The sequence below is a fragment of the Acinetobacter sp. AM genome (assembly GCF_003105055.1).
Lineage (GTDB): Bacteria > Pseudomonadota > Gammaproteobacteria > Pseudomonadales > Moraxellaceae > Acinetobacter > Acinetobacter tibetensis.
The window spans coordinates 1-20,834 of the sequence record NZ_QETG01000042.1; the positions used below are offsets into that span (position 1 = coordinate 1).

Sequence of the window (20,834 nt, forward strand, 5' to 3'; positions counted from 1 at the left end):
AACCCTCTTTCGTTCTGCCACCATAAATCTCTTATGCTCTGGCAGAACTCCATATATAAAGGAGTTGGCTTTGCACATTCATATTTTTTTGGCAACCATGGCCAAAGTACACTATAACGACACAACTTAAACTTTTTACAAAGGTTTGATCGCCGTTCGGCTGTTCAGGCTTTCATTTGTTATTACTAAAAAACTTAGATCAACAATAAAACTTGAGATGTGCTAGGCACAGTCTTTACGGCTTTGCTACGCCTTTTTTTCACCTTAAAAAAAGTAAAAGGCTTTTATATCTCTTTTATATACAACAAGAATTTATTTTATAACGGTAAAACTATGCCAAATTTAGCTCTCTCATTTCGTGCTTTAAGTGTGCTTCATACTTCAAGATTTCTTTTTGATAAATATGGCTTTCACAATGTAGGGGTAGACCGAATTATAAAGTCGGCAAAAATCCCCAAAGCTACGTTTTATAATTACTTTCACTCGAAAGAGCGTCTTATTGAAATGAGTTTAACTTTTCAAACAGATGGTCTTAAGCATGAAGTTATTTCGATTATCTACGTTAATAAAGAGTTATCGCTGGTTGAAAAGCTTCGCAAAATTTTCTTTTTACATGCCAATATAGAAGGGTTCTACAATTTGCCATTTAAAGCGATTTTTGAAATTTCGAAATTATATCCAAAGGCGTATCAGCTTGTAATTGAGTATCGAAACTGGCTGATGAATGAAATCTATAATTTGCTTTTAACTAGTAATTCGAATGCTTTAAAACAAGATGCATACCTGTTTTTGTTTGTGATAGACGGGGCAATGGTTCAGCTTTTAGACCCAAATAAACCAGATGAGCGAGAGAGGTTACTTGAGTATTTTTTAATGGGGTTGGAGTGAGGATAGAGGGGTTATTAACATAATGTTAGAAAGCCACTTTTCAGTGGCTTTCTATTTAAAAAGTTAAGTTATCTAATTCTCTTTAACTTTAATCTATATAATTTTGCTCAGCAGATAAAACTATTTCTTTGATAATTTTTATATCCAAGGGTGCATAACCATATGTAAAACTTGATTCAACAATCATTTTGTTGTTTTTTTTGCGCTTTGATTTAGATAGGTTTCTATGAATATGATCTGGGCCGTATGCTACCTCATGATGGTCAGCAGAATCAATGCGTGAAATATCCTTGCCATTAGGATCTTTGATCATATATGCATAATTATTAAGAGCTGTTTGCCGGATGATAATAGTACAGCCAGATTTTCGCTTTGCAGTTATTGTATATTCTTCAGTACAAATCTTCTCTAATTTACAATCAAAATCTTCTTTTAGCATGTTTGCAGTCATCACTAAAGCTGCTCTATTATGATTTGTTATTTCGGCATCAAGTACAAAAATAGGTGGTATTCCGTAATTCTCAGCCAAAAAATTAATCAAATTTTTTTGGTTTTGGGCTTCCAACTCATGTTTAGTACATAATTGCATACCAATTATTAGTCCAGTTTTAGAGACTATTGTGGTAGTAGACATCCTATTTGTTTCGGTATTACAAATTAAACAATGGTTATTGCTGGAGAGCCAAATTCCTTTCTCAACTGCTGTATTTTTTAATCGACCTTCTAGCAGCTGAGTAAAAATACGATCCTTATTCTCACGGTTTACTTTCCACTCATTAAAACGAGTAGGATAATTTTGAACTCCGATTATCTCCGCAAATTGGTTATCTTTTATCGGTAATAAATTAATTCCATTTTTTTGTAGATAGGCACTCAGTCTAGCCACTGTCATGAGTTCTTTTGCTTTTGCAAAATAAACTCTTGAAGCTGGAAACTTAGAATTTAAATTATTATAGATAGCATTAAAATGAAAAACTCCTCCATCAACTAATATGTGAGCTTGATCAGAATTTTTCATCATTACTAAGAGTTCTTGAGGAGTATTTATCTGAACTGGAACTAATGGGATCTCAATATTTAGCGAATTACCAGCTATAGTAGTAATACATTTATCAATTTGCGCACCATTTAAATTCTGTTTAAAACAGATTTCTAACATTTCTTTAATATGCATTTTTATTCCCAGATTAATATGCTTAAGGAAAGATTTAGTTTTTTTTGGGGGGGTGGCGAGATTAAGTGTATAAGAAATCCTGTCATTTTAATATAAAAAAACTAGCTCATTTATTGAACTGAATAGGCCGTATAATCAACCCATTGGACCTTCACAACAAAACCTTTTAGCTAAAAAAGATGCAAAAGAGCCCAATAACCCCAATAAACAGCTCACATAATCAAAAAGTCACTGGAGTAAGTAAAGCTACAGCAACACGCCACCTAGCCGAACTTTTGGAAGGGGGTGTACTGCATAAACTTGAAGGTGGTGGACGTAATACTCGCTACGTGCTGAAATCAGCATCATGAATACAATTTTTTTCATGATGCTGAGCTGTAGCAACAACTGCGTTGTATAGGATACAAATCAGATTTAAATAAGATTTTTAAAATAATTACGGTGAATGCTGTCCTGTGGTAGTAATTCTAATAAGCGTTGTATTGCATCAATGCGATCGTGAGTTTGACCAATAATTCGCAATAATTGATCGATATCTTTTATTTGATAAATCATCTGGCTTAAACGGGCATCAAAACAATGTCTCCACGTACTCAATAAAGGGCTTTCTGATTTAGATAAAAAGCTCCCTTTATATAGCGAAAATGTACTGGCAATAAGATTCGCATTTAATGATTGTTCAGCACGTAAAAAATCACATTGAACCTCACAGGTCAGTCTATAAATACGAGCTTCAATACAGTGTGGTAGTAGAGTACGCAATTGTGAAAGCTCAGCCTTTAGGGTTTTTAGGCTGATACTACGTTCACCATAAAGGGCATAGTGTAACTCTTCTAAACCAATACCATAGGGATGCAAAGCTAAAATGCAAAGTATTTCAATTTGACGGTGACTCAAGTTTAAAGTTTGCCCATTAAATTGAACCCAAGGTGAACCTAGCGCTTTAATGTATAAAAAATTTTGCTGCTCAAATTTTATGGCTCGCTGTATTAAATCTGCACAGCGTTCAACTGCAAGCAGCCCTAAAGGAGTATGTTTTTTATATTTTGTGGAAAGGTTAATAATGCCGTGAAATTGCCCAGATGTCGGATCCCAAATCGGTGCGGCATAACAAACCCAATCACGAACACTGTCCATTTGGTTTTCATGAGAATAGACACAACTTGAAATTTGGCTGTTTAACGTCATACCAATCGCATTGGTTCCAACAGCCTGTGTAGACCAATGTCCGCCCTCAATAAAATGAACCTGTTCAGCAGAAGAAAGCATGGCTGAACTACTCCATGTCCATAAGAGAGTCCCGTGATGATCTGTAAGACCAATCGCCATATCTGAATCATCCGCTATTTTGAGTAAATCTGCATAATTATGTTGAATAGAGCGGCGGAATAAAGACGTTTGATCTTCTTGAGGCAATGCTAAAACAGGGGCGGCATGCACAGTAGTTTGATTAACTAAATGGGTAGTTTGCAGCTTTTTTGCAGGTGCGGTATTGAACAGATTCATATCATATTCCTTTATGATCAGACTGTAATATTTTTAAACTTTAGAAATGAGCTTCCAAATTTATAGTCATTTACGTCATTTCTTCTTGCTTCGATTTTAAATGCTTTTATCTTTGCTTGGTTAAATCATATCTTTTGGCTTTACCAGTCTTTGAACTACTTTAAAAGTGTTCTTATGAGCTGAAAATGACTATTTCCATCTGAAATGTTAATAAACGTAAATAGGATGAAAATTCATTCGCTCATGTAAGGGTTAGGCACAGCCTCACCATGATACTGACGATCAGCAAAATAACTTGATCGTACCAATGGCGCACTCCAAATATTTTTAAACGCTAAGCGCTCTCCATGTATTTGATAGTGCTTAAATTCTTGCAACGCAACAAAACGATGAATTGGCGCATGAGACTTAGATGGCTGTAAGTATTGACCGATTGTGACATAGTCAACTTGATAATCTTTCAAATCATTTAATAACACAATAACCTCAGCCTCGACTTCACCTAAACCGACCATCAAACCGCATTTGGTTGGAATGTCAGGACAGTAATGTTTAAATTTTTTGAGTAAATCCAATGAATGCTGATAGTTAGAGCCTGGTCGCATGGCTTTATACAGACGTGGAACGGTTTCAATATTATGATTAAAAACATCGGGTGGGTTTTGGCTCAGAATCTTCAGGGCAATATCTGCACGACCACGAAAATCAGGAACCAAAATTTCAATCAAAGTATTTGGGCTAATCTCACGAATTTCTCGAATGCAATCGGCAAAATGCTGTGCGCCACCATCTTTTAAGTCGTCTCGATCAACCGAAGTAATCACGACATACTTTAAGTTTAAATTCTTGACTGTTTCAGCCAAATGCCTTGGCTCATTAATATCTAAAACATGAGGACGACCATGAGCGACATCACAGAATGGACAGCGTCGAGTACAGATATCTCCCATAATCATGAATGTTGCTGTTCCACTGCCGAAACATTGCGGCAAGTTAGGACAAGCCGCTTCTTCGCAAACCGTATGTAGTTTTTGTTGCCTTAATAAATCCTTAATGATTTGGACTTCCTCAGGTTGACTGATTTTAGTCCGAATCCATTCTGGCTTTTTCGGTGTCGTTTCCGTTGGAACAACTTTAATTGGAATACGCGCCATTTTTTCAGCGCCACGTAGCTTCTTTCCAGTTAATACTGTGTTATTTAAATCCATTTCAAACACTCCGTCGTTTAAAATAATTAATATAGACCCTGATATTAAATAAGCTGCTTTAAATGCATTAATAATATTAAAACAGGGCAAAAAACTTATCTTATAAAATAAAGGTTGGTTAAAGGTTTGTTTTTATATGTAATTGAACAATATTGAAAATTTACAATTTTTTTAATTCTATAAGCCTCTGTTTTTAATATTTATCTTATCTTCTTATGCATTATATTTTTTTAGTCTAATATGAAATTAAATAAAAATATCTTTATATAAATATACGATTTAAAAATCCAATTATTCAATTTTGGATTTTCTTTTAAGCGTAGTGAATAAGGAACAAAGATATGCAATTAACGGAAGAGCAATTGCTAGCAGCATACAAAAGAATGCGCGACATTCGTGAATTTGAGGATCGACTTCACGATGAAAACAATACAGGTGATATCCCAGGTTTCATCCATCTCTATAGCGGTGAGGAAGCTGTTGCAGTAGGGATTTGTGAAAATTTAACAGACAAGGACTTCATTACTTCAACGCATCGTGGTCACGGACATTGTATTGCTAAGGGCTGTGACATTCACGCCATGATGCTAGAAATTTTTGGCAAAGATGATGGTTTGTGTCGTGGTAAAGGCGGCTCAATGCACATTGCGGACTTAGATAAAGGCATGCTTGGTGCAAACGGTATTGTGGGTGGTGGCCCACCTTTAGCAATTGGAGCAGCTTTAAGTGCCAAAACACTCAAGAATGGTGGTATTGGTCTGTCATTTACGGGGGATGGTGGGTCAAATCAGGGCTTAACTTTTGAAGCAATTAATATGGCTGTGGTGTTAAAGCTTCCTGTCATTTTTGTTTTTGAAAATAACGGCTTTGGTGAAGGTACTGCACATGACTATGCCGTAGGCAGTAAAGACATTGCAGGTCGAGCAGCAGGTTTTGGCTTACCTGCTGAAAAAGTAGATGGAACAGACTTTTTTGCTGTGTATGAAGTTGCACAAAAGGCTATTGAACGTGCCCGCCGTGGTGAAGGCCCGAGTGTAATTGAAACGGTAACCAACCGTTTTTATGGACATTTTGAAGGTGATCCGGGGCTTATCCGTTCCAAAGAAGAACTGGATTATGTCAAAGAACATAAAGACCCATTGAAAATATTCCGTGAAAAAGTCAAAGGCAAAATTGACGAAGCCAAACTAGATGCGATTGATGCCCAGTCTAAAGCCAATGTAGACGATGCCGTTGCAAAAGCACGCGCAGCTAAGTACCCAGAAGTCTCTCAGTTACTTACTGATGTTTACGTCTCTTACTAAAGGAATAGTAGAAAAATGCCAAACAAAAGTTATCGAAACGCGATTAAAGAAGCAATTGAATTAGAAATGCGCCGAGACCCAAGTGTCATTGTGGTCGGTGAAGATGTTCGTGGTGGGCATGGTGGCAAAAATACCGATGACAATAAACTGGAAGGTTTTGGCGGTGTACTTGGTGTAACCAAAGGCTTATGGACTGAATTTGGTTCTGAACGAGTCATTGATACTCCAATTACAGAATCTGCGATTATTGGTATGGCGGCAGGTGCTGCTGCAACGGGTTTAAGACCTGTGGCAGATTTAATGTTTATGGATTTTTACGGCGTGTGTTATGACATGCTGTATAACCAAGCGGCTAAATTCCGCTACATGTTTGGTGGCAAAGCCAAAGCGCCACTCGTCGTGCGTGGCATGATCGGTGCAGGTTTTTCCGCCGCAGCACAGCATTCTCAGTCGCCATATAACGTGTTTGCCTCAGTGCCTGGCTTAAAAGTGGTGGTGCCTTCTAGTGCCTATGATGTGAAAGGGTTATTGATTCAAGCCATTCGAGATGATGACCCAGTGGTCTTTTGTGAACACAAATTATTGTATGACATTAAGGGCGAAGTGCCAGATGAGGCCTACACTATTCCTTTTGGTGTCGCAAATTACACCCGTGAAGGTACAGATATCACCATTATTGCCTTAAGCCTGATGGTGCATCGTGCCAATGAAGTTGCTGATAAGCTCGCAAAAGAAGGTATTTCGGTTGAAGTGGTTGACCCTCGCACCATTTCTCCATTAGACGAAGATGGCATTTTAGAGTCCGTGGCTTCAACGGGTCGGGTGGTGATTGTAGATGAATCTGCAGCGCGTTGCGGTTTCGGACATGATGTAGCTGCACTCATTGCACAGAAAGGCTTTCATTATCTTAAAGCACCAATCGAGTTAGTCACTCCACCACACTCACCCGTACCATTTTCACCCGTATTAGAAAAAGAATGGCTACCCAGTGTAGAACGCATCGAACAGGCTGTACGTAAGACGTTGGAGGCTTAGGATGAGTGAAATTAAAACCTTAGAAATCCCAAAATGGGGTTTGTCCATGGAAGAGGGCACAATTGCCCAATGGCTGATTCAGGAAGGTACGCAATTTAGTAAAGGACAAGAAATTTGTGAAATTGAAACCACGAAAATCGTCAATGTTCTGGAAGCACCTTTCGATGGCTTGCTACGAAAAATTATTGCTAAAGATGGTGACACGCTGGTCGTAGGAGGAGTCATTGCAATTTGTGCAGACGCTCAAGTTTCCGATGCAGAAGTTGAAGCATTTGCACAGTCCTTAGGTGGAACACCTGCTGCAACTGAAAATAAAGCGGTAGCAGCGGTTCCTGAAAAAGTAGCTGTAGCTCAAGTTGAAACCAAAGTACAAGCTGCTCCTAAACAGAACAGTGTTGGTAATGGATCAAAAGCGGTGACTCAGGGCGGATATTCTATTCCTGCTGCGTTACAAGGCTTCCAACAAAGCGATGATATTTTTGCAACGCCACATGCCTTGAAATTGGCTGAAAAGCATAATGTAAACTTGTCTCAGATTAAGGGTTCTGGACGTGAAGGTCGTATTAGTGTTCAAGATATTCAGACCGCAGTTCAAGCTGCTGGTGGTTCTTGGCCAGATGTGCGTCATCAAGCCTGTACGAAAGCCGCGAAATCTAAAGCAGATGATAGTGATGTTCTAGCAACACCTGTTGCCCGCCGTTTGGCAAAACAATGGGGCATTAATTTGCATGATTGTCGTGCATCGGGTTCACGTGGACGAGTCTGTAAGGAAGATGTTGAAGCTGTATATCAACGTGAAAACCCTGTACAAGCTCAACATGATCATGCGCAACCAACAGAGTCAGTAAAATTCACTACTGTGGCTATGAATGGTATGCGTAAAGCAATCGCTTCACGGCTACAAGCAGCAAAACGTAATGCACCACATTTTCGCTTAACGATAGACTTAAATGTTGAGTCGGTTCAGGCTTTGCGTCAGCAAATTAACAGTACCGTACCGCAAGTCAAGCTGTCCATTAACGATATGCTGATTAAAGCTGCTGCTGCCGCACTGATCAAAGTTCCACAGGTCAATGTTCAGTTTGATGAAGAAAATCAGCAGATTTTACAGTTTGAACAGGCTGATATTTCGGTTGCTGTGGCCATCGAAAATGGACTGATCACACCAATTATTAAAGCCGCGAACCGTAAATCTTTGGCGCAAATTTCCAATGATATGCGTGATCTGGCGACACGTGCCAAAACTGGAAAATTAGCACCTGATGAGTTTCAAGGCGGTAGTTTCAGTATTTCCAATTTGGGAATGCTTGGTATTCAACAGTTTGATGCCATTATTAACCCACCTCAAGGTGCAATTCTGGCCTTAGGTGCAGCAGAGAAACGTGCTGTCGTCGAAAATGATGAGATTGTTGTTCGTGAAATGGTGACAGCAACATTGTCTTGTGATCATCGTGTCATTGATGGTGCGTTGGGTGCTCAATTCCTATCGGCATTTAAGCAGTTTGTCGAAAATCCTGCATTAATTTTGGTGTAGGAGGAATAGCCATGTCAGATACACAATTTGATCTTGTGGTTATTGGTGCTGGTCCTGGAGGATATGTCGCTGCGATTCGCGCAGCGCAATTGGGATTAAAAACTGCAATCGTTGAAAAACAACACTTAGGCGGAGTGTGTCTTAATTGGGGATGCATTCCAACCAAGGCATTATTGAGCGGGGCTGCGCTTGCGCAGCAGTTCAAACACGCAGAGCAGTTTGGCTTTACGCTTAACGCGGTTGATTTTGACATTCAAAAACTGGTCCATCATAGCAGACAGGTTTCTGAGCAACTGGTACAAGGTATCGGTCAATTATTGAAAAAAAATCAAATCACGGTTTTTAACGCAGCAGCCCAGTTTATTGCCAAAGAGCAATTAGAGCTTACAGATGCGAATGGTCAAAAACAGCAGATTTCTGCACCGCATATTATTGTCGCAACAGGTGCACGTGCGGCCAATTTGCCTCATATTCCTGTAGATGGTCATCAGGTCTGGAGTTATAAAGAGGCTTTAGTTCCAGAACAATTACCAAAATCTTTATTGGTCATTGGTTCGGGTGCTATAGGCAGTGAGTTTGCAAGCTTATACCAAGACTTAGGCTGCCAAGTCACCTTGGTTGATATTGCAAAACAGATTCTCCCTAGCGAAGACATTGAAGTTGCGAAGTATGTACAAAAGCAATTTGAACAGCAGGGTATGCGGGTTTTAACCGAAGCGACCGTAGAAAAAATAGAAACTGATCAGGCTCAAGTACATTGTCATATTAAAACTTCCACAGGTGTGCAAATTATTAGCGTTGAAAAGGTACTTTCGGCTATTGGAGTGAAACCGAATGCTGAAAATCTGGGTCTAGAAGCTTTGGGTATTGAATTTGAGAATGGTTTTATTAAAGTCGACTCATGGTGTAAAACTAATGTTGTGGGCGTTTATGCAATTGGCGATGTCGCAGGCGCACCGTGTTTGGCACACAAAGCCAGTCATGAAGCCATTCTTTGTGTGGAGAAAATTGCAGGCCTAAGTCATGTACATGCTTTAGATCGTACACAAATTCCAGGCTGTATCTTTACTCATCCCCAAGTGGCCAGTATTGGTTTGACAGAACAGAAAGCGAAAGCTGCGGGCTTGAATATCAATGTGGGTAAGTTTCCTTTACAAGCCAATGGTAAAGCATTGGCTTTGGGCGATAGCGCAGGATTTGTTAAAACCATTTTTAGTCAGGAAACGGGTGAATTGTTGGGTGCTCACATGGTCGGACATGAAGTTACCGAACACATTCAAGGTTTTGCCATCGCAAAATACCTAGAAGCTACGGATGAAAGCTTAGCACAGGTCATTTTCCCTCATCCTACTTTGTCTGAGGCGATGCATGAGTCGGTATTGTCGGCGATGCAACGTGCAATCCATATTTAAGGAGTCGCAACATGCCTAGAGGTTTAAACAATAAAGTTGCATTAATTACAGGGGCGGCACAAGGCATTGGACGCGGTATTGCCTTACGTTTAGCACAAGAAGGTGTTCATATTGCCTTGGTCGATCTTCATCAAGAAAAGTTAAATGCTGTTCAAAGAGAAGTTGAAGCCTTTAGCGTAAAAGCCACCACATTTATTGCGGATATTTCAGATCCAATACAAGTAAGTCATGCAATCGATCATGCCGAATCGACACTTAATGGTTTTGATATCATGATCAATAATGCAGGTATTGCACAAGTTAAAGCTTTGGCAGAAGTAACGCCAAGTGAATTTAACAAAATTATGAACATCAATGTTGGTGGTGTACTTTGGGGGATTCAAGCCGCAGCAAATAAATTTAAACAACGTCAACAGGCTGGAAAAATTATTAATGCGTGCTCAATCGCAGGTCATGAAGGTTTTGCTTTACTCGGTGTTTATTCGGCAACTAAATTTGCAGTTCGTGCATTGACGCAAGCAGCGGCTAAAGAATATGCCAGTGCTAAAATTACTGTAAATAGCTATTGTCCGGGTGTTGTAGGCACAGACATGTGGGTCGAAATAGATCAGCGTATCTCAGAAATTACAGGCGCACCAATTGGTCAAACATATAAAAAATATGTAGATAGTATTGCTTTGGGACGTGCTGAAACACCAGATGATGTGGCTGCATTAGTTGCATTTTTAGCCAGTGAGGATGCAAACTACATTACAGGTCAGTCTATTTTGACAGATGGTGGAATGGTTTACCGTTAATATCAATAATATAAGGAATACATAATGAAAGCAGCTCGTTTTTATGACCGAGGGGATATTCGGATTGAAGATATTCCTGAACCGAAAGTACTTCCAGGCACAGTTGGAATTCAAGTTGCATGGTGCGGTATTTGCGGTACAGATTTACATGAATTCATGGAAGGCCCTATTTTTATTCCACCTTGTGGTCATCCACATCCAATTTCGGGAGAATCTGCACCTGTAACAATGGGACATGAATTTTCAGGTGTGGTTTATGCAGTTGGTGAGGGTGTAGATGATATCCAAATTGGGCAACATGTCGTAGTTGAACCCTACATTATTGCGGATGATGTGCCGACTGGCCCGAATGATAAGTATCATTTATCAAAAAATATGAACTTTATTGGTTTAGGTGGACGTGGTGGCGGTCTTTCTGAAAAAATTGCAGTTCAACGACGTTGGGTACATCCTATTTCAAATGATATTCCCTTAGACCAAGCAGCGTTGATAGAACCTTTATCTGTCGGTCATCATGCCTATGTCAGAAGTGGTGCAAAAGCTGGTGATATCGCACTGGTTGGTGGAGCAGGTCCAATAGGCTTACTTTTATCAGCCATTTTAAAGGCCAAAGGTCTCACGGTCATCATTACTGAACTGAGTGCAAAACGTAAAGAAAAAGCGATAGAGGCTGGTGTTGCAGATTATGTACTAGACCCATCTCAGGTTGATGTGGTTGATGAAGTAATGAAAATTACTGAAGGCCGTGGTGTAGATGTCGCTTTTGAATGTAGTAGTGTCAATAAAGTCATGGATACACTCGTTGCAGCAATGAAACCAACTGGTGTAGTCGTTATCGTTTCTATTTGGAGCCATCCTGCCACAATTAATGTACATAGTGTGGTGATGAAAGAGCTAGATATTCGTGGCACGATTGCTTATGTCAATGACCATCAGGAAACCATCCGTTTAGTCGAGCAAGGTAAGATTAATCTAGAACCTTTTATTACCCAACGTATTGCATTAGATGATCTTGTTTCTAAAGGCTTTGAAACGCTGATTCATAATAATGAGTCTGCTGTAAAAATTATTGTTCATCCGTAATGTATAGCAAAACCAAGATGCAATAGATGCAACGTCTATTGCATCTTTTTATTTTGAATCGATAAGCTCACCGTAAGAATACTGCCTTGTTCAAATGAGCAAAATTTTGCGCAAAAACTGTGTAATTAAATTAAAATGAGCAAATATATTCACAAAATTTGTTTTTTATAGTATTTTTGAGAAAATATTTGCTCATTTATATCAATGAAAAAATTAACAATACAAGCCTTACTAGATAAAAACTGGTTAGATATAGCCGAACTAAAATTACTAGAACCTAAGTTGGGTTCGGCTAGTGCTAGCGAACTAGAATATGAATTGGATTATGCAATTCAATATTTAGACAGACGAGATGAGCACGCCTGTAGTCTATCACTTCCTGTACAAATTCTTATAAAACACGAATCGAGCACATGGTTTGGTTTTTTAGATGATATTGTTCCATCTGGTGCAGCACGCCGTTATTGGGTGAATTATTTAGATTTGCAACGTTTAAGCTATGCAGAGCAAGAAAGCATCTTATTAGAAAAAGGGGGAATAGCACCCGTTGGCAACTTACGAATCAAAGAAGCGCTTCCAGCTCTAAATCCAGAATCCACCTTGCACCTACGTTATTTTAGTAAGGAAGATGTTGCTGAGCGTAATATTGATTTTCTGGAATATGCACAGCAAATGGGTGCCATAAGTGGTGGTGCAACTGGTGCAGGTGGAGAAGCGCCAAAATTACTTATTCGTGTTTCACCAGAACAGAAAGTCTGGATTGATACCTACCAAGAGAGTTTTGATCAGCCAGATCAGCATTATTTAGTAAAGTTTCCGCGGAATAATCGTAGTGAAATTGATTGTGACATTCTCAGAGCCGAATATTATTACTATCAAATACTGAATGAATTGGGTTTCAATACGATTGAAACAACTCAAATGCAGCTCATTGAAGGTACAAAGTATCCTTCTTTGTGGCTACCAAGGTTTGATACAGAATGGCTTAATGATCAGTGGCATCGTCATGGTTTAGAGTCGGTTTATTCTGTATTAAATAAGTCCTCTGGTAGTCATCTCAACCATTTTGAGGTTATAGAAAATCTATGTAAATTACTGACTCGCATTGATTCAAATTTTGATACGGCACAGTTTATTTGTGAATGGTTACAACGAGACTTACTCAATATTATTTTTGGGAATTCAGACAATCATGGTCGTAATACATCATTTCTAAAAAAATCTGGAAAAATTTCTCTTTCACCTATTTATGACTTTGCACCGATGAAAGCCGATCCTGAAGTGGTTATCAGATCGACCACTTGGGGAAGCCCGTATGAAGAAGGCGGTGAGTACCGTTGGGCTGACATTACCCAAAAACTGGCTCCTTGGTGTGACCCTGATGTATCGCTAGGCACTTTAAAGACTTTGGCAGCTAACTTAGTTGAACTAAAACAACGATTGATTGATAAAGGAGTGCCAAAACAAATTATTGAAATGCCAGTGCTGGCATTGGATTACATAGAAACGAAATTGAACAGATGGGAACTGCTATGAACATGAAAAATCAAACTCAAGACCGTCAGCAAGTTCTTATCGATTTATATAAACAATATTTATTGAGTGAAATTACGCTTGGGCAATTGCTGTCGTATTTACGCAAGAATGTACTGGGGCTATCGCAAGAACAATACGCGGCTTTGGTGGGTATAAGCCGTCGGACTTTAACAGACATTGAGCAGGATAAAGGTAAACTAACTCAGTCTGTGTTAGATAAGGTATTTAAGCCCCTTGGTTTAAAAGCAGGACTTGTGCCTACGCATGAACATATTGTTAATAAAATTATAAAGCCCTCCGAGTGAGTGATTCACTGAGTACGTTTGCACAAGAATGCGCTTGTGAACACTGAAATGGTAATTTTTGGGTTCAATTTGAGTTGATGCAGAACCTGAGTTTTTGAAACTTTAATTCAATATTTCATGATCTAAAAGTAGATGCTAAATGCTTATTGGACTCGTGTGCCTACTTTCACCCATAAAATATATTCCTTGATAAATAGTATTAATAAGATTTTTTATTGACGTTTAAGTCGAGTGAATGATATATTTTTTGAATGATCATTCCAGAAAGAATTCCAAATGAGACCAAAAGAGTTTGAAGAAGACGATATAGCAGAAGCTGCTATGAAAGTTTTTTGGCAAAGAGGCTATGCTGGAACGAGTATTCAAGACTTAGTAGAAGGCACAGGCCTAGGACGTGGCAGCCTTTATAATGCTTTTGGAAGTAAATACGGATTATATGAATTTGCTTTAAAACGTTATTATGAGATTACTGCTAGCAATATAGCCATATTATCTGAAGATGGAACTGCTAGAGAACTAATACGCCGTTTACTCATGAAAATTGTCTCAGAAGAGCTTAATGATACTGAAAATATGGGCTGTATGGTCGCCAATGCATGTTTAGAAATGGCAAGACATGATGAAGGAATTGCTGATTTAGTAGCAAAAAATTTAAGCAGAATGGAAAGAGCCATTAGCTCGTTAATACTGCGTGGTCAGGCTAATGGCGAAATTGATGCTACAAAAAACCCTGAAGCATTGGCTAGATTTATCGTGAGTACGATTCAAGGAATCCGTGTCGTAAGTAAAGGCAGTGAAAAAAAATGTCAATCCGAAAGGCTCGTTGACATCGTGGATATTGCGATAAGCGCAATCTAAATTTATGAATTGATAAAATAGTCATATTCCTTGATGTATTAATAGATGAACTGTTAATAGATCAAGGCATGTCCTTTTTTTACCTATTTTGGAATGATCATTACAAAACTATCCATTTTAAAAGTCAGTCATACAAATTCAACACACACCATTTTTTATCAGCAACAAAGAAAGGAAGTAACAATGACTCAAGCAGCACAATCTAAAGCAAAGACAATTGCAGTCTTCGCTACTGGCATTTTGAGGGCTGCAATAGCTAGGAACCTTAAAGAAAATAGTTTTAACGTGAATGTATGGAACCGTAGCTATGAAAAATAAAGCTTTAGAAGAGTCAAGCAAAGCACCATTAAAGGCTGGACTATGAATATACAAAATAACTCTGTGACATCAGATATTGTGAATAGCTCTAAAGAAGATATTCCTGTTTTAAAGCTTCTAGCATTTACGCTTGCTGGTTTCATTACAATTATGACGGAAACCATGCCAGCAGGTTTATTGCCATTGATTAGTAGGGATTTACAGGTAACAGAAGCTTTAGCAGGGCAATTAGTATCTGTTTACGCTTTAGGTTCTGTAATAGCCGCTATTCCTGTCGTTGCAGCTACTCGTAGTTGGTCACGAAGACCTTTATTCTTACTAGCAATCAGTGGCTTATTAATCTTCAATACCTTAACTGCATTATCTTCCAGCTATATTGTTGTGTTGGTTGCCCGTTTTATTGCGGGGATGTCTGCGGGAATTATTTGGGGAGTACTCGCAGGTTATGCTCGAAGCATGGTATCTGCTAACTTACAGGGTCGAGCGCTAGCCATCGTTGGCGTAGGGCAGCCAATTGCCTTATGTCTGGGAGTGCCTTTAGGTACTTGGTTAGGCAGCATGTTTGGTTGGAGAGGCGTATTTTGGATTATTTCTCTACTCGCTTTATTTCTATTGATTTGGATTAGAGCCGCGATTCCAAACTTTTCTGGACAAGTTGCAGAGCAACGCCAGTCGATTAAAGAGATTTTTTTACATCCAGGTATTCGCTCAGTATTAGCGGTAATTTTCTTATGGATTCTTGCACATAACGTCTTATATACCTTTATTTCACCCTATCTGACATCAGTAGGGCTTGGTAATCATATAGATCTGGTACTTTTATTATTTGGTGTGTCATCAATCATCGGGATTTGGGTCACTGGTGTTTGGGTGGATCAATCATTACGTTTATTAACCTTGCTAAGTTTAGCTGGGTTTGCGGTTGCTGCGATCTTAATTGGCTTAGGTGGCAGTGGGAACTCTGCTTGGCTAGTACTGAGTGGTATCGCGCTGTGGGGTATGACGTTTGGCGGGGCCCCAACTTTGCTTCAAACAGCAATTGCAGATACTGCTGGTGAAGGTGCTGATGTAGCCCAGTCTATGTTAGTTACTGTCTTTAATTTAGCCGTTGCTGGAGGAGGATTATTAGGTGGAATATTACTTCAAAAAATCGGTCCATCATCATTCACGATAGCGATGTGTGTTTTATCAATAATTTCCTTCTATGTGGTCTTACAAGCTAAGGTACATGGATTTAAAAATAGATAATTTTTAAATAACTTTAGACACTAGATTGGTTCCAACCAATCTAGTGTCTATCCACCATTAAATGAATATTTAGGGAATCAACTTCATGCATTTGATAAAAATACGTATATTGATGCTATAAATTTTAAGAAAAGTTTAATTGATTATTTAAACTGGTTAATTCCTGCATTCCTATTTGTTGTTATTAAGAAAAATATATAAATTATTTCTATAATAAGTATTCTGAAAATTCCGTTTCTGAAGGGATAATACCTGCTTTGTAGAATGTTTTATTAATATAAAAACATGATTGCTTTTCAAATATCTTATTCAATATAAGTTGTATTGTGTTAATTTTAGAAAAATTTAATATCTTAAATGAGAGGTTTTATGATTATTCATTTTATTGGTCCAGGAGGTGCAGGGAAGACATCAACAGCAATCCACTTAGCACAGAAAATGGAGTTAAGTTATCATGATTTAGATCAATACTTCCTTGATACTGAAGGTAATATTTCTGAATATATCAATCAAAATGGTTATGATAAATATGCTATTAGGAATATTCAGCTATACAATGAACTTAAAGAATCTTTTGATAAAAACAAATTATATATAATCGTTTGTTCTTCAGGTTTTATGACTTATCAACTAGATATTTTTTCTGGTTATAAAGAAATAAGACAAGACATAGAACTCAATCCTTTTACATTTTTATTACTACCATCATTAGAAATAGAAAGCTGTACAAAAGAAATTATACGTCGGCAACTCAAAAGATCATACTTAAATAGCTCTGTAGAAAAAGAAGAAAAAAATTAGAGCCCGCTTTCCAATTTTTATGAATTTGAAATGTGAAAAAATCATAACAAATGAGCCTCCAGAAAAAATAGCTGAAGAAATCTACGTTCGTTTATCAAATTTAATTTCCTTCATTTAAATGAAAAACAATAATTATTTAAATATTTTCTAGCCATTTTCACATTGACACCTTAAATATTGAAGATTAACATTTGCGTGCTGGCCATATTGCCAGTCGGTTTTGACAGACCGCAATGAAAGACCGCATCAGAGCTATTCCTTCTGAGGGATATTTTTGTGCGCGAACTCCTCGTTCCCTCCCGTTGCGGTAGGACGGGAGAGGGACACCTTCGGGTGTGCTGGTTAAGTCTTTCTCCAGTCTGCGAACCCTCTTTCGTTCTGCCACCATAAATCTCTTATGCTCTGGCAGAACTCCATATATAAAGGAGTTGGCTTTGCACATTCATATTTTTTTGGCAACCATAGCCAAAGTACACTATAACGATACAACTTAAGCTTTTACCAAGCTTTGATCGCCGTTCGGCTGTTCAGGCTTTCATTTGTTATTACTAAAAAACTTAGATCAACAATAAAACTTGAGATGTGCTAGGCACAGTCTTTACGGCTTTGCTACGCCTTTTTTTCACCTTAAAAAAAGTAAAAGGCTTTTATATCTCTTTTATATACAACAAGAATTTATTTTATAACGGTAAAACTATGCCAAATTTAGCTCTCTCATTTCGTGCTTTAAGTGTGCTTCATACTTCAAGATTTCTTTTTGATAAATATGGCTTTCACAATGTAGGGGTAGACCGAATTATAAAGTCGGCAAAAATCCCCAAAGCTACGTTTTATAATTACTTTCACTCGAAAGAGCGTCTTATTGAAATGAGTTTAACTTTTCAAACAGATGGTCTTAAGCATGAAGTTATTTCGATTATCTACGTTAATAAAGAGTTATCGCTGGTTGAAAAGCTTCGCAAAATTTTCTTTTTACATGCCAATATAGAAGGGTTCTACAATTTGCCATTTAAAGCGATTTTTGAAATTTCGAAATTATATCCAAAGGCGTATCAGCTTGTAATTGAGTATCGAAACTGGCTGATGAATGAAATCTATAATTTGCTTTTAACTAGTAATTCGAATGCTTTAAAACAAGATGCATACCTGTTTTTGTTTGTGATAGACGGGGCAATGGTTCAGCTTTTAGACCCAAATAAACCAGATGAGCGAGAGAGGTTACTTGAGTATTTTTTAGTAGGGTTGGGGTGAGGGGAATTATTTATGATTAGACTGTGGATCATTAAGGCAAAGATCTAATTTTGCCGTACCAAAAGCATAGAAAACAAACGTTACATATGGTAGATTTCCAAATATCTTATTTAACATAAAATGAAGTTATGTGACTTCAGAATGAATTAATTTAGCTAAAGAATATGAAAGCAATTATTGCATTACAAAAATTAGTTTTAGATCCTTCATCCAAAATCAGCGATATATTAAGACATGCATATTTAATTGCTTGTAAATTAAATTTGGAAGATTTCAAAAAATGGTGTGAATTGGAATTAAATGGCTATCATTCTATCGATGATTCCAATATTCCTGAATATAGATATATTTTTGGTTCTTTATGTTTAACAAATTCATTATCAGGCCAAACTGCAATTTTTAATGCGGAAGCAATATTTTCTGGTCAAATTATAAAAGATGGTATTTCTTTTTTTGAGGGTGCAATTAAAACTCAATCAGAGAGTATTACTCTTGAGATAAAAAGTGAAATAGATAAAATTCTTAGAAAAAGCAACCCACAATGTCGAGATAGTCACTTTATTTTTCAAATTCGAGCAAGTAAAATTCCTTTTCAAAAAGCATTAGATATGATTAAGTTTAAAATTTTAGAAATATCTTATCAACTTGAAAAAGAAGGAATTTTAGGAGAAGAATGGGAGTTTACGGCAACTGAAAAGGAACATATTTTAAATGTTCATTATAATATTGAGACTGTAAAAAACATGGCAAATCATAATATAGATTCATTTATTGATAGTAATTAAATACCGAGATCTACTAGATATGAAAGCAGTTATTTCTTTACAAAAACTATGTTTAGATTACTCTGTAGACGTTAGTGAAATTCTTTTAAGTGCTCGTTTAATTGCCTCCAAACTAAATTTAGACGATTTCAGAGAGTATTGTAATTTAGAAATAGATGGATACTTTAAATCTGAAACTAGCAATATCCCTCAATATCGTTGGATTAAGGGGAGAGTTCTAGCCAGAAAAGGAATTGAGATCTATTCTCTTTCGTGTTCATTTGATGATTCATATAAAATTTTTAAAGATAGTATTGTTAAATTTGAAAATTACGGTTTTGATGACGAACAAAGATTATACATATCTATTGATAAAAAAATTGAAGATAAGATTAGAAAAAGTAAAAAAATCTCAGATGAGTATGATTTACTATTAGATATTCATCACTCTGATATTGAGAACGCATTATATTCTGTTAGGTCAAAAATTTTATCTTTTAGCGAAGAACTTGAAAGAAATAATATTTTAGGTGAAGAATGGGAATTCACAGAGCAGGAAAAGCAAATGACACAAAATGTTAATTATCATATTAGCAATGTAGGAAGCATGGCTAATCATAATGAAAATTCAACAATCAATCAGACATCTACAAATACTGTAAATGTTATTAAAGGTGATTTTAACTCTTTAGCGTCCAACTTAAGAAGTCATGGTATTGAAGAAGCTGATATTCAAGAACTACAAACGATTATAAATGTTACTCCTTTACCACAATCAACAAGCGAATATAGCCCCGAGCTAAAGAGTTGGATGATAAAAATGATTGGTAAGTCCATTGATGGTACTTGGCAAATTGCTGTAGGTGCCGCAGGTAGTCTTCTTGCTACAGGTATTCAACATTATTTTGGAATTCTGAGCTAACAAAATAATTTAATGACCATGTGTAAGCTACAGTCTTGGATACTGCACTTATGTTCACCTAGAATCTAGTTCACAATTAAATTTATGCTTAATAAACAATAAATTTAATTACTTAGAGCATTAAAATTATAACTTATAAAATATTTGGTTCATAAACCTAGCTATGAATACATATTTTCCTACTAAAAAAGTCTTAAGAATAGACTAAATTTGTCTAGGAGAGTGGTGGTAGTCCACCACTAACTAACAGGTGTATACAAAATCGATGACTATTCAATAAGTGTAGTTTAGTATTCGGTATAAAATATTATGCTGAGGCTGGGTTTTGATAGCTACGATTTCTGTTTGGCTTTTTGGCGTAAGACATACAAATATAAGCTTTCTACTTTTTCACGTGCCCATGGTGTGGTACGCAAGAATCGCAATGATGATTTAACACTTGGATCTATGCAAAAACATCTAATTTCAATTTTACGACTTAAGCCTTCAAAGCCACCGTAGTAATCCAATAATTCATCCAAAATGTCAGCAAGTTTTTTGCCGTGTAGAGGGTCATTGGAGGCGTTCATAATAGATCAACCATATTTTGGGAGGCCATCATTATAACCTGAGCTAGTTGAAAAATGAGAGGGTTGGAATTTAAACGTAATTAACATAGAAAATTACAGCTTATTTTCTAGTTAACTTTTTTCTAAATATAAATTAGTCAAATTCTAGTAATTAGGTAGTCATTGCAGTAGCTACATACAGTGTTGTATAGGCTACGGTCTTGGATATGTTATTTAACATAATATACATTATACGAAATATCGTATATTAAGGCTTTGTTTCTAAAGGCTTTTTTCCACAACTAAAATCAAGCCCCACCAATGTTGCTTTAGGAACATTGC

20 protein-coding genes and 1 pseudogene are annotated in these 20,834 nt (G+C 37.2%); 17 read left to right on the forward strand and 4 right to left on the reverse strand.

Going from position 1 to position 20,834, the window contains the following annotated elements; all coding sequences use genetic code 11:
• Nucleotides 1-333: 333 nt before the first annotated feature.
• The gene (locus DCO44_RS15965) at nucleotides 334-888 is read left to right on the forward strand and encodes a TetR/AcrR family transcriptional regulator (protein ID WP_116763655.1); all 555 of its coding nucleotides are present in this window, start codon (nucleotides 334-336) and stop codon (nucleotides 886-888) included.
• A gap of 88 nt (nucleotides 889-976) precedes the next feature.
• Here the strand turns inward: DCO44_RS15965 and DCO44_RS15970 are convergent, their stop codons facing one another.
• Entirely contained in the window at nucleotides 977-2,062 is a 1,086-nt protein-coding gene (locus tag DCO44_RS15970) for a DUF6516 family protein (RefSeq protein WP_116763624.1), read from the reverse strand.
• A 203-nt stretch (nucleotides 2,063-2,265) separates the two neighbouring features.
• On the opposite strand from DCO44_RS15970, the pseudogene DCO44_RS16705 reads away from it, so the two are divergent.
• Nucleotides 2,266-2,412 (forward strand): annotated as a pseudogene (locus DCO44_RS16705) (DUF4172 domain-containing protein); the annotation flags it as partial.
• Nucleotides 2,413-2,476: 64 nt separating this feature from the next.
• Here the strand turns inward: DCO44_RS16705 and DCO44_RS15975 are convergent.
• Together DCO44_RS15975 and lipA are read right to left on the reverse strand one after the other, a co-directional pair.
• Nucleotides 2,477-3,568, reverse strand: coding sequence for a transcriptional regulator (locus tag DCO44_RS15975; protein ID WP_116763626.1), 1,092 nt, complete (start codon nucleotides 3,566-3,568; stop codon nucleotides 2,477-2,479).
• Between the two features lie 233 nt (nucleotides 3,569-3,801).
• Nucleotides 3,802-4,776, reverse strand: coding sequence for a lipoyl synthase (gene lipA / locus DCO44_RS15980; protein WP_116763628.1), 975 nt, complete (start codon nucleotides 4,774-4,776; stop codon nucleotides 3,802-3,804).
• A gap of 341 nt (nucleotides 4,777-5,117) precedes the next feature.
• Between lipA and DCO44_RS15985 the strand changes: the two genes are divergently transcribed.
• The 15 genes from DCO44_RS15985 (at nucleotide 5,118) to DCO44_RS16055 (ending at nucleotide 19,944) form a co-directional block, all read left to right on the forward strand.
• The gene (locus DCO44_RS15985; protein ID WP_044740668.1) at nucleotides 5,118-6,080 is read left to right on the forward strand and encodes a thiamine pyrophosphate-dependent dehydrogenase E1 component subunit alpha; all 963 of its coding nucleotides are present in this window, start codon (nucleotides 5,118-5,120) and stop codon (nucleotides 6,078-6,080) included.
• 15 nt (nucleotides 6,081-6,095) lie between these two features.
• Complete coding sequence (locus DCO44_RS15990; protein WP_004979604.1) at nucleotides 6,096-7,115, forward strand: alpha-ketoacid dehydrogenase subunit beta; 1,020 nt, start codon at nucleotides 6,096-6,098, stop codon at nucleotides 7,113-7,115.
• A gap of 1 nt (nucleotide 7,116) precedes the next feature.
• On the forward strand, nucleotides 7,117-8,649 hold the full coding sequence (locus DCO44_RS15995; RefSeq protein WP_116763630.1) for a 2-oxo acid dehydrogenase subunit E2: 1,533 nt from the start codon (nucleotides 7,117-7,119) through the stop codon (nucleotides 8,647-8,649).
• A gap of 11 nt (nucleotides 8,650-8,660) precedes the next feature.
• Nucleotides 8,661-10,061 carry a dihydrolipoyl dehydrogenase gene (lpdA, locus tag DCO44_RS16000; protein ID WP_116763632.1) on the forward strand — a complete coding sequence of 467 codons (1,401 nt, stop codon included), beginning with the start codon at nucleotides 8,661-8,663 and terminating at the stop codon, nucleotides 10,059-10,061.
• Nucleotides 10,062-10,072: 11 nt separating this feature from the next.
• Nucleotides 10,073-10,858, forward strand: a complete 786-nt coding sequence (locus tag DCO44_RS16005; protein WP_116763634.1) for an acetoin reductase — start codon at nucleotides 10,073-10,075, stop codon at nucleotides 10,856-10,858.
• Nucleotides 10,859-10,882: 24 nt separating this feature from the next.
• Nucleotides 10,883-11,941 (forward strand): 2,3-butanediol dehydrogenase, encoded by a 1,059-nt coding sequence (locus tag DCO44_RS16010; RefSeq protein WP_116763636.1) that lies wholly within the window; start codon nucleotides 10,883-10,885, stop codon nucleotides 11,939-11,941.
• A gap of 204 nt (nucleotides 11,942-12,145) precedes the next feature.
• The gene (locus tag DCO44_RS16015) at nucleotides 12,146-13,477 is read left to right on the forward strand and encodes a type II toxin-antitoxin system HipA family toxin (protein WP_116763638.1); all 1,332 of its coding nucleotides are present in this window, start codon (nucleotides 12,146-12,148) and stop codon (nucleotides 13,475-13,477) included.
• Entirely contained in the window at nucleotides 13,474-13,782 is a 309-nt protein-coding gene (locus tag DCO44_RS16020; protein ID WP_116763640.1) for a helix-turn-helix domain-containing protein, read from the forward strand. Before DCO44_RS16015 ends, DCO44_RS16020 begins: the two co-directional genes overlap by 4 nt.
• A 276-nt stretch (nucleotides 13,783-14,058) precedes the next feature.
• Nucleotides 14,059-14,640, forward strand: coding sequence for a TetR/AcrR family transcriptional regulator (locus DCO44_RS16025; protein ID WP_116763642.1), 582 nt, complete (start codon nucleotides 14,059-14,061; stop codon nucleotides 14,638-14,640).
• Nucleotides 14,641-14,823: 183 nt separating this feature from the next.
• A complete protein-coding gene (locus tag DCO44_RS16955) occupies nucleotides 14,824-14,958 on the forward strand; it encodes an NAD(P)-binding domain-containing protein (protein ID WP_252218473.1) in 135 nt (44 codons plus the stop codon).
• Between the two features lie 42 nt (nucleotides 14,959-15,000).
• Nucleotides 15,001-16,206 carry an MFS transporter gene (locus DCO44_RS16030; protein WP_116763644.1) on the forward strand — a complete coding sequence of 402 codons (1,206 nt, stop codon included), beginning with the start codon at nucleotides 15,001-15,003 and terminating at the stop codon, nucleotides 16,204-16,206.
• Between the two features lie 369 nt (nucleotides 16,207-16,575).
• Nucleotides 16,576-17,007: a shikimate kinase gene (locus DCO44_RS16035; RefSeq protein WP_322873985.1), complete on the forward strand. Its 432-nt coding sequence runs from the start codon at nucleotides 16,576-16,578 to the stop codon at nucleotides 17,005-17,007.
• Nucleotides 17,008-17,703: 696 nt separating this feature from the next.
• Entirely contained in the window at nucleotides 17,704-18,258 is a 555-nt protein-coding gene (locus tag DCO44_RS16045) for a TetR/AcrR family transcriptional regulator (protein ID WP_116763657.1), read from the forward strand.
• A gap of 164 nt (nucleotides 18,259-18,422) precedes the next feature.
• Nucleotides 18,423-19,043: a hypothetical protein gene (locus DCO44_RS16050; protein ID WP_116763646.1), complete on the forward strand. Its 621-nt coding sequence runs from the start codon at nucleotides 18,423-18,425 to the stop codon at nucleotides 19,041-19,043.
• A gap of 19 nt (nucleotides 19,044-19,062) precedes the next feature.
• Nucleotides 19,063-19,944 (forward strand): hypothetical protein, encoded by an 882-nt coding sequence (locus tag DCO44_RS16055; RefSeq protein WP_133243164.1) that lies wholly within the window; start codon nucleotides 19,063-19,065, stop codon nucleotides 19,942-19,944.
• Between the two features lie 332 nt (nucleotides 19,945-20,276).
• Here the strand turns inward: DCO44_RS16055 and DCO44_RS16060 are convergent, their stop codons facing one another.
• The gene (locus DCO44_RS16060) at nucleotides 20,277-20,513 is read right to left on the reverse strand and encodes a VF530 family DNA-binding protein (RefSeq protein ID WP_003651786.1); all 237 of its coding nucleotides are present in this window, start codon (nucleotides 20,511-20,513) and stop codon (nucleotides 20,277-20,279) included.
• Nucleotides 20,514-20,834: the final 321 nt, after the last annotated feature.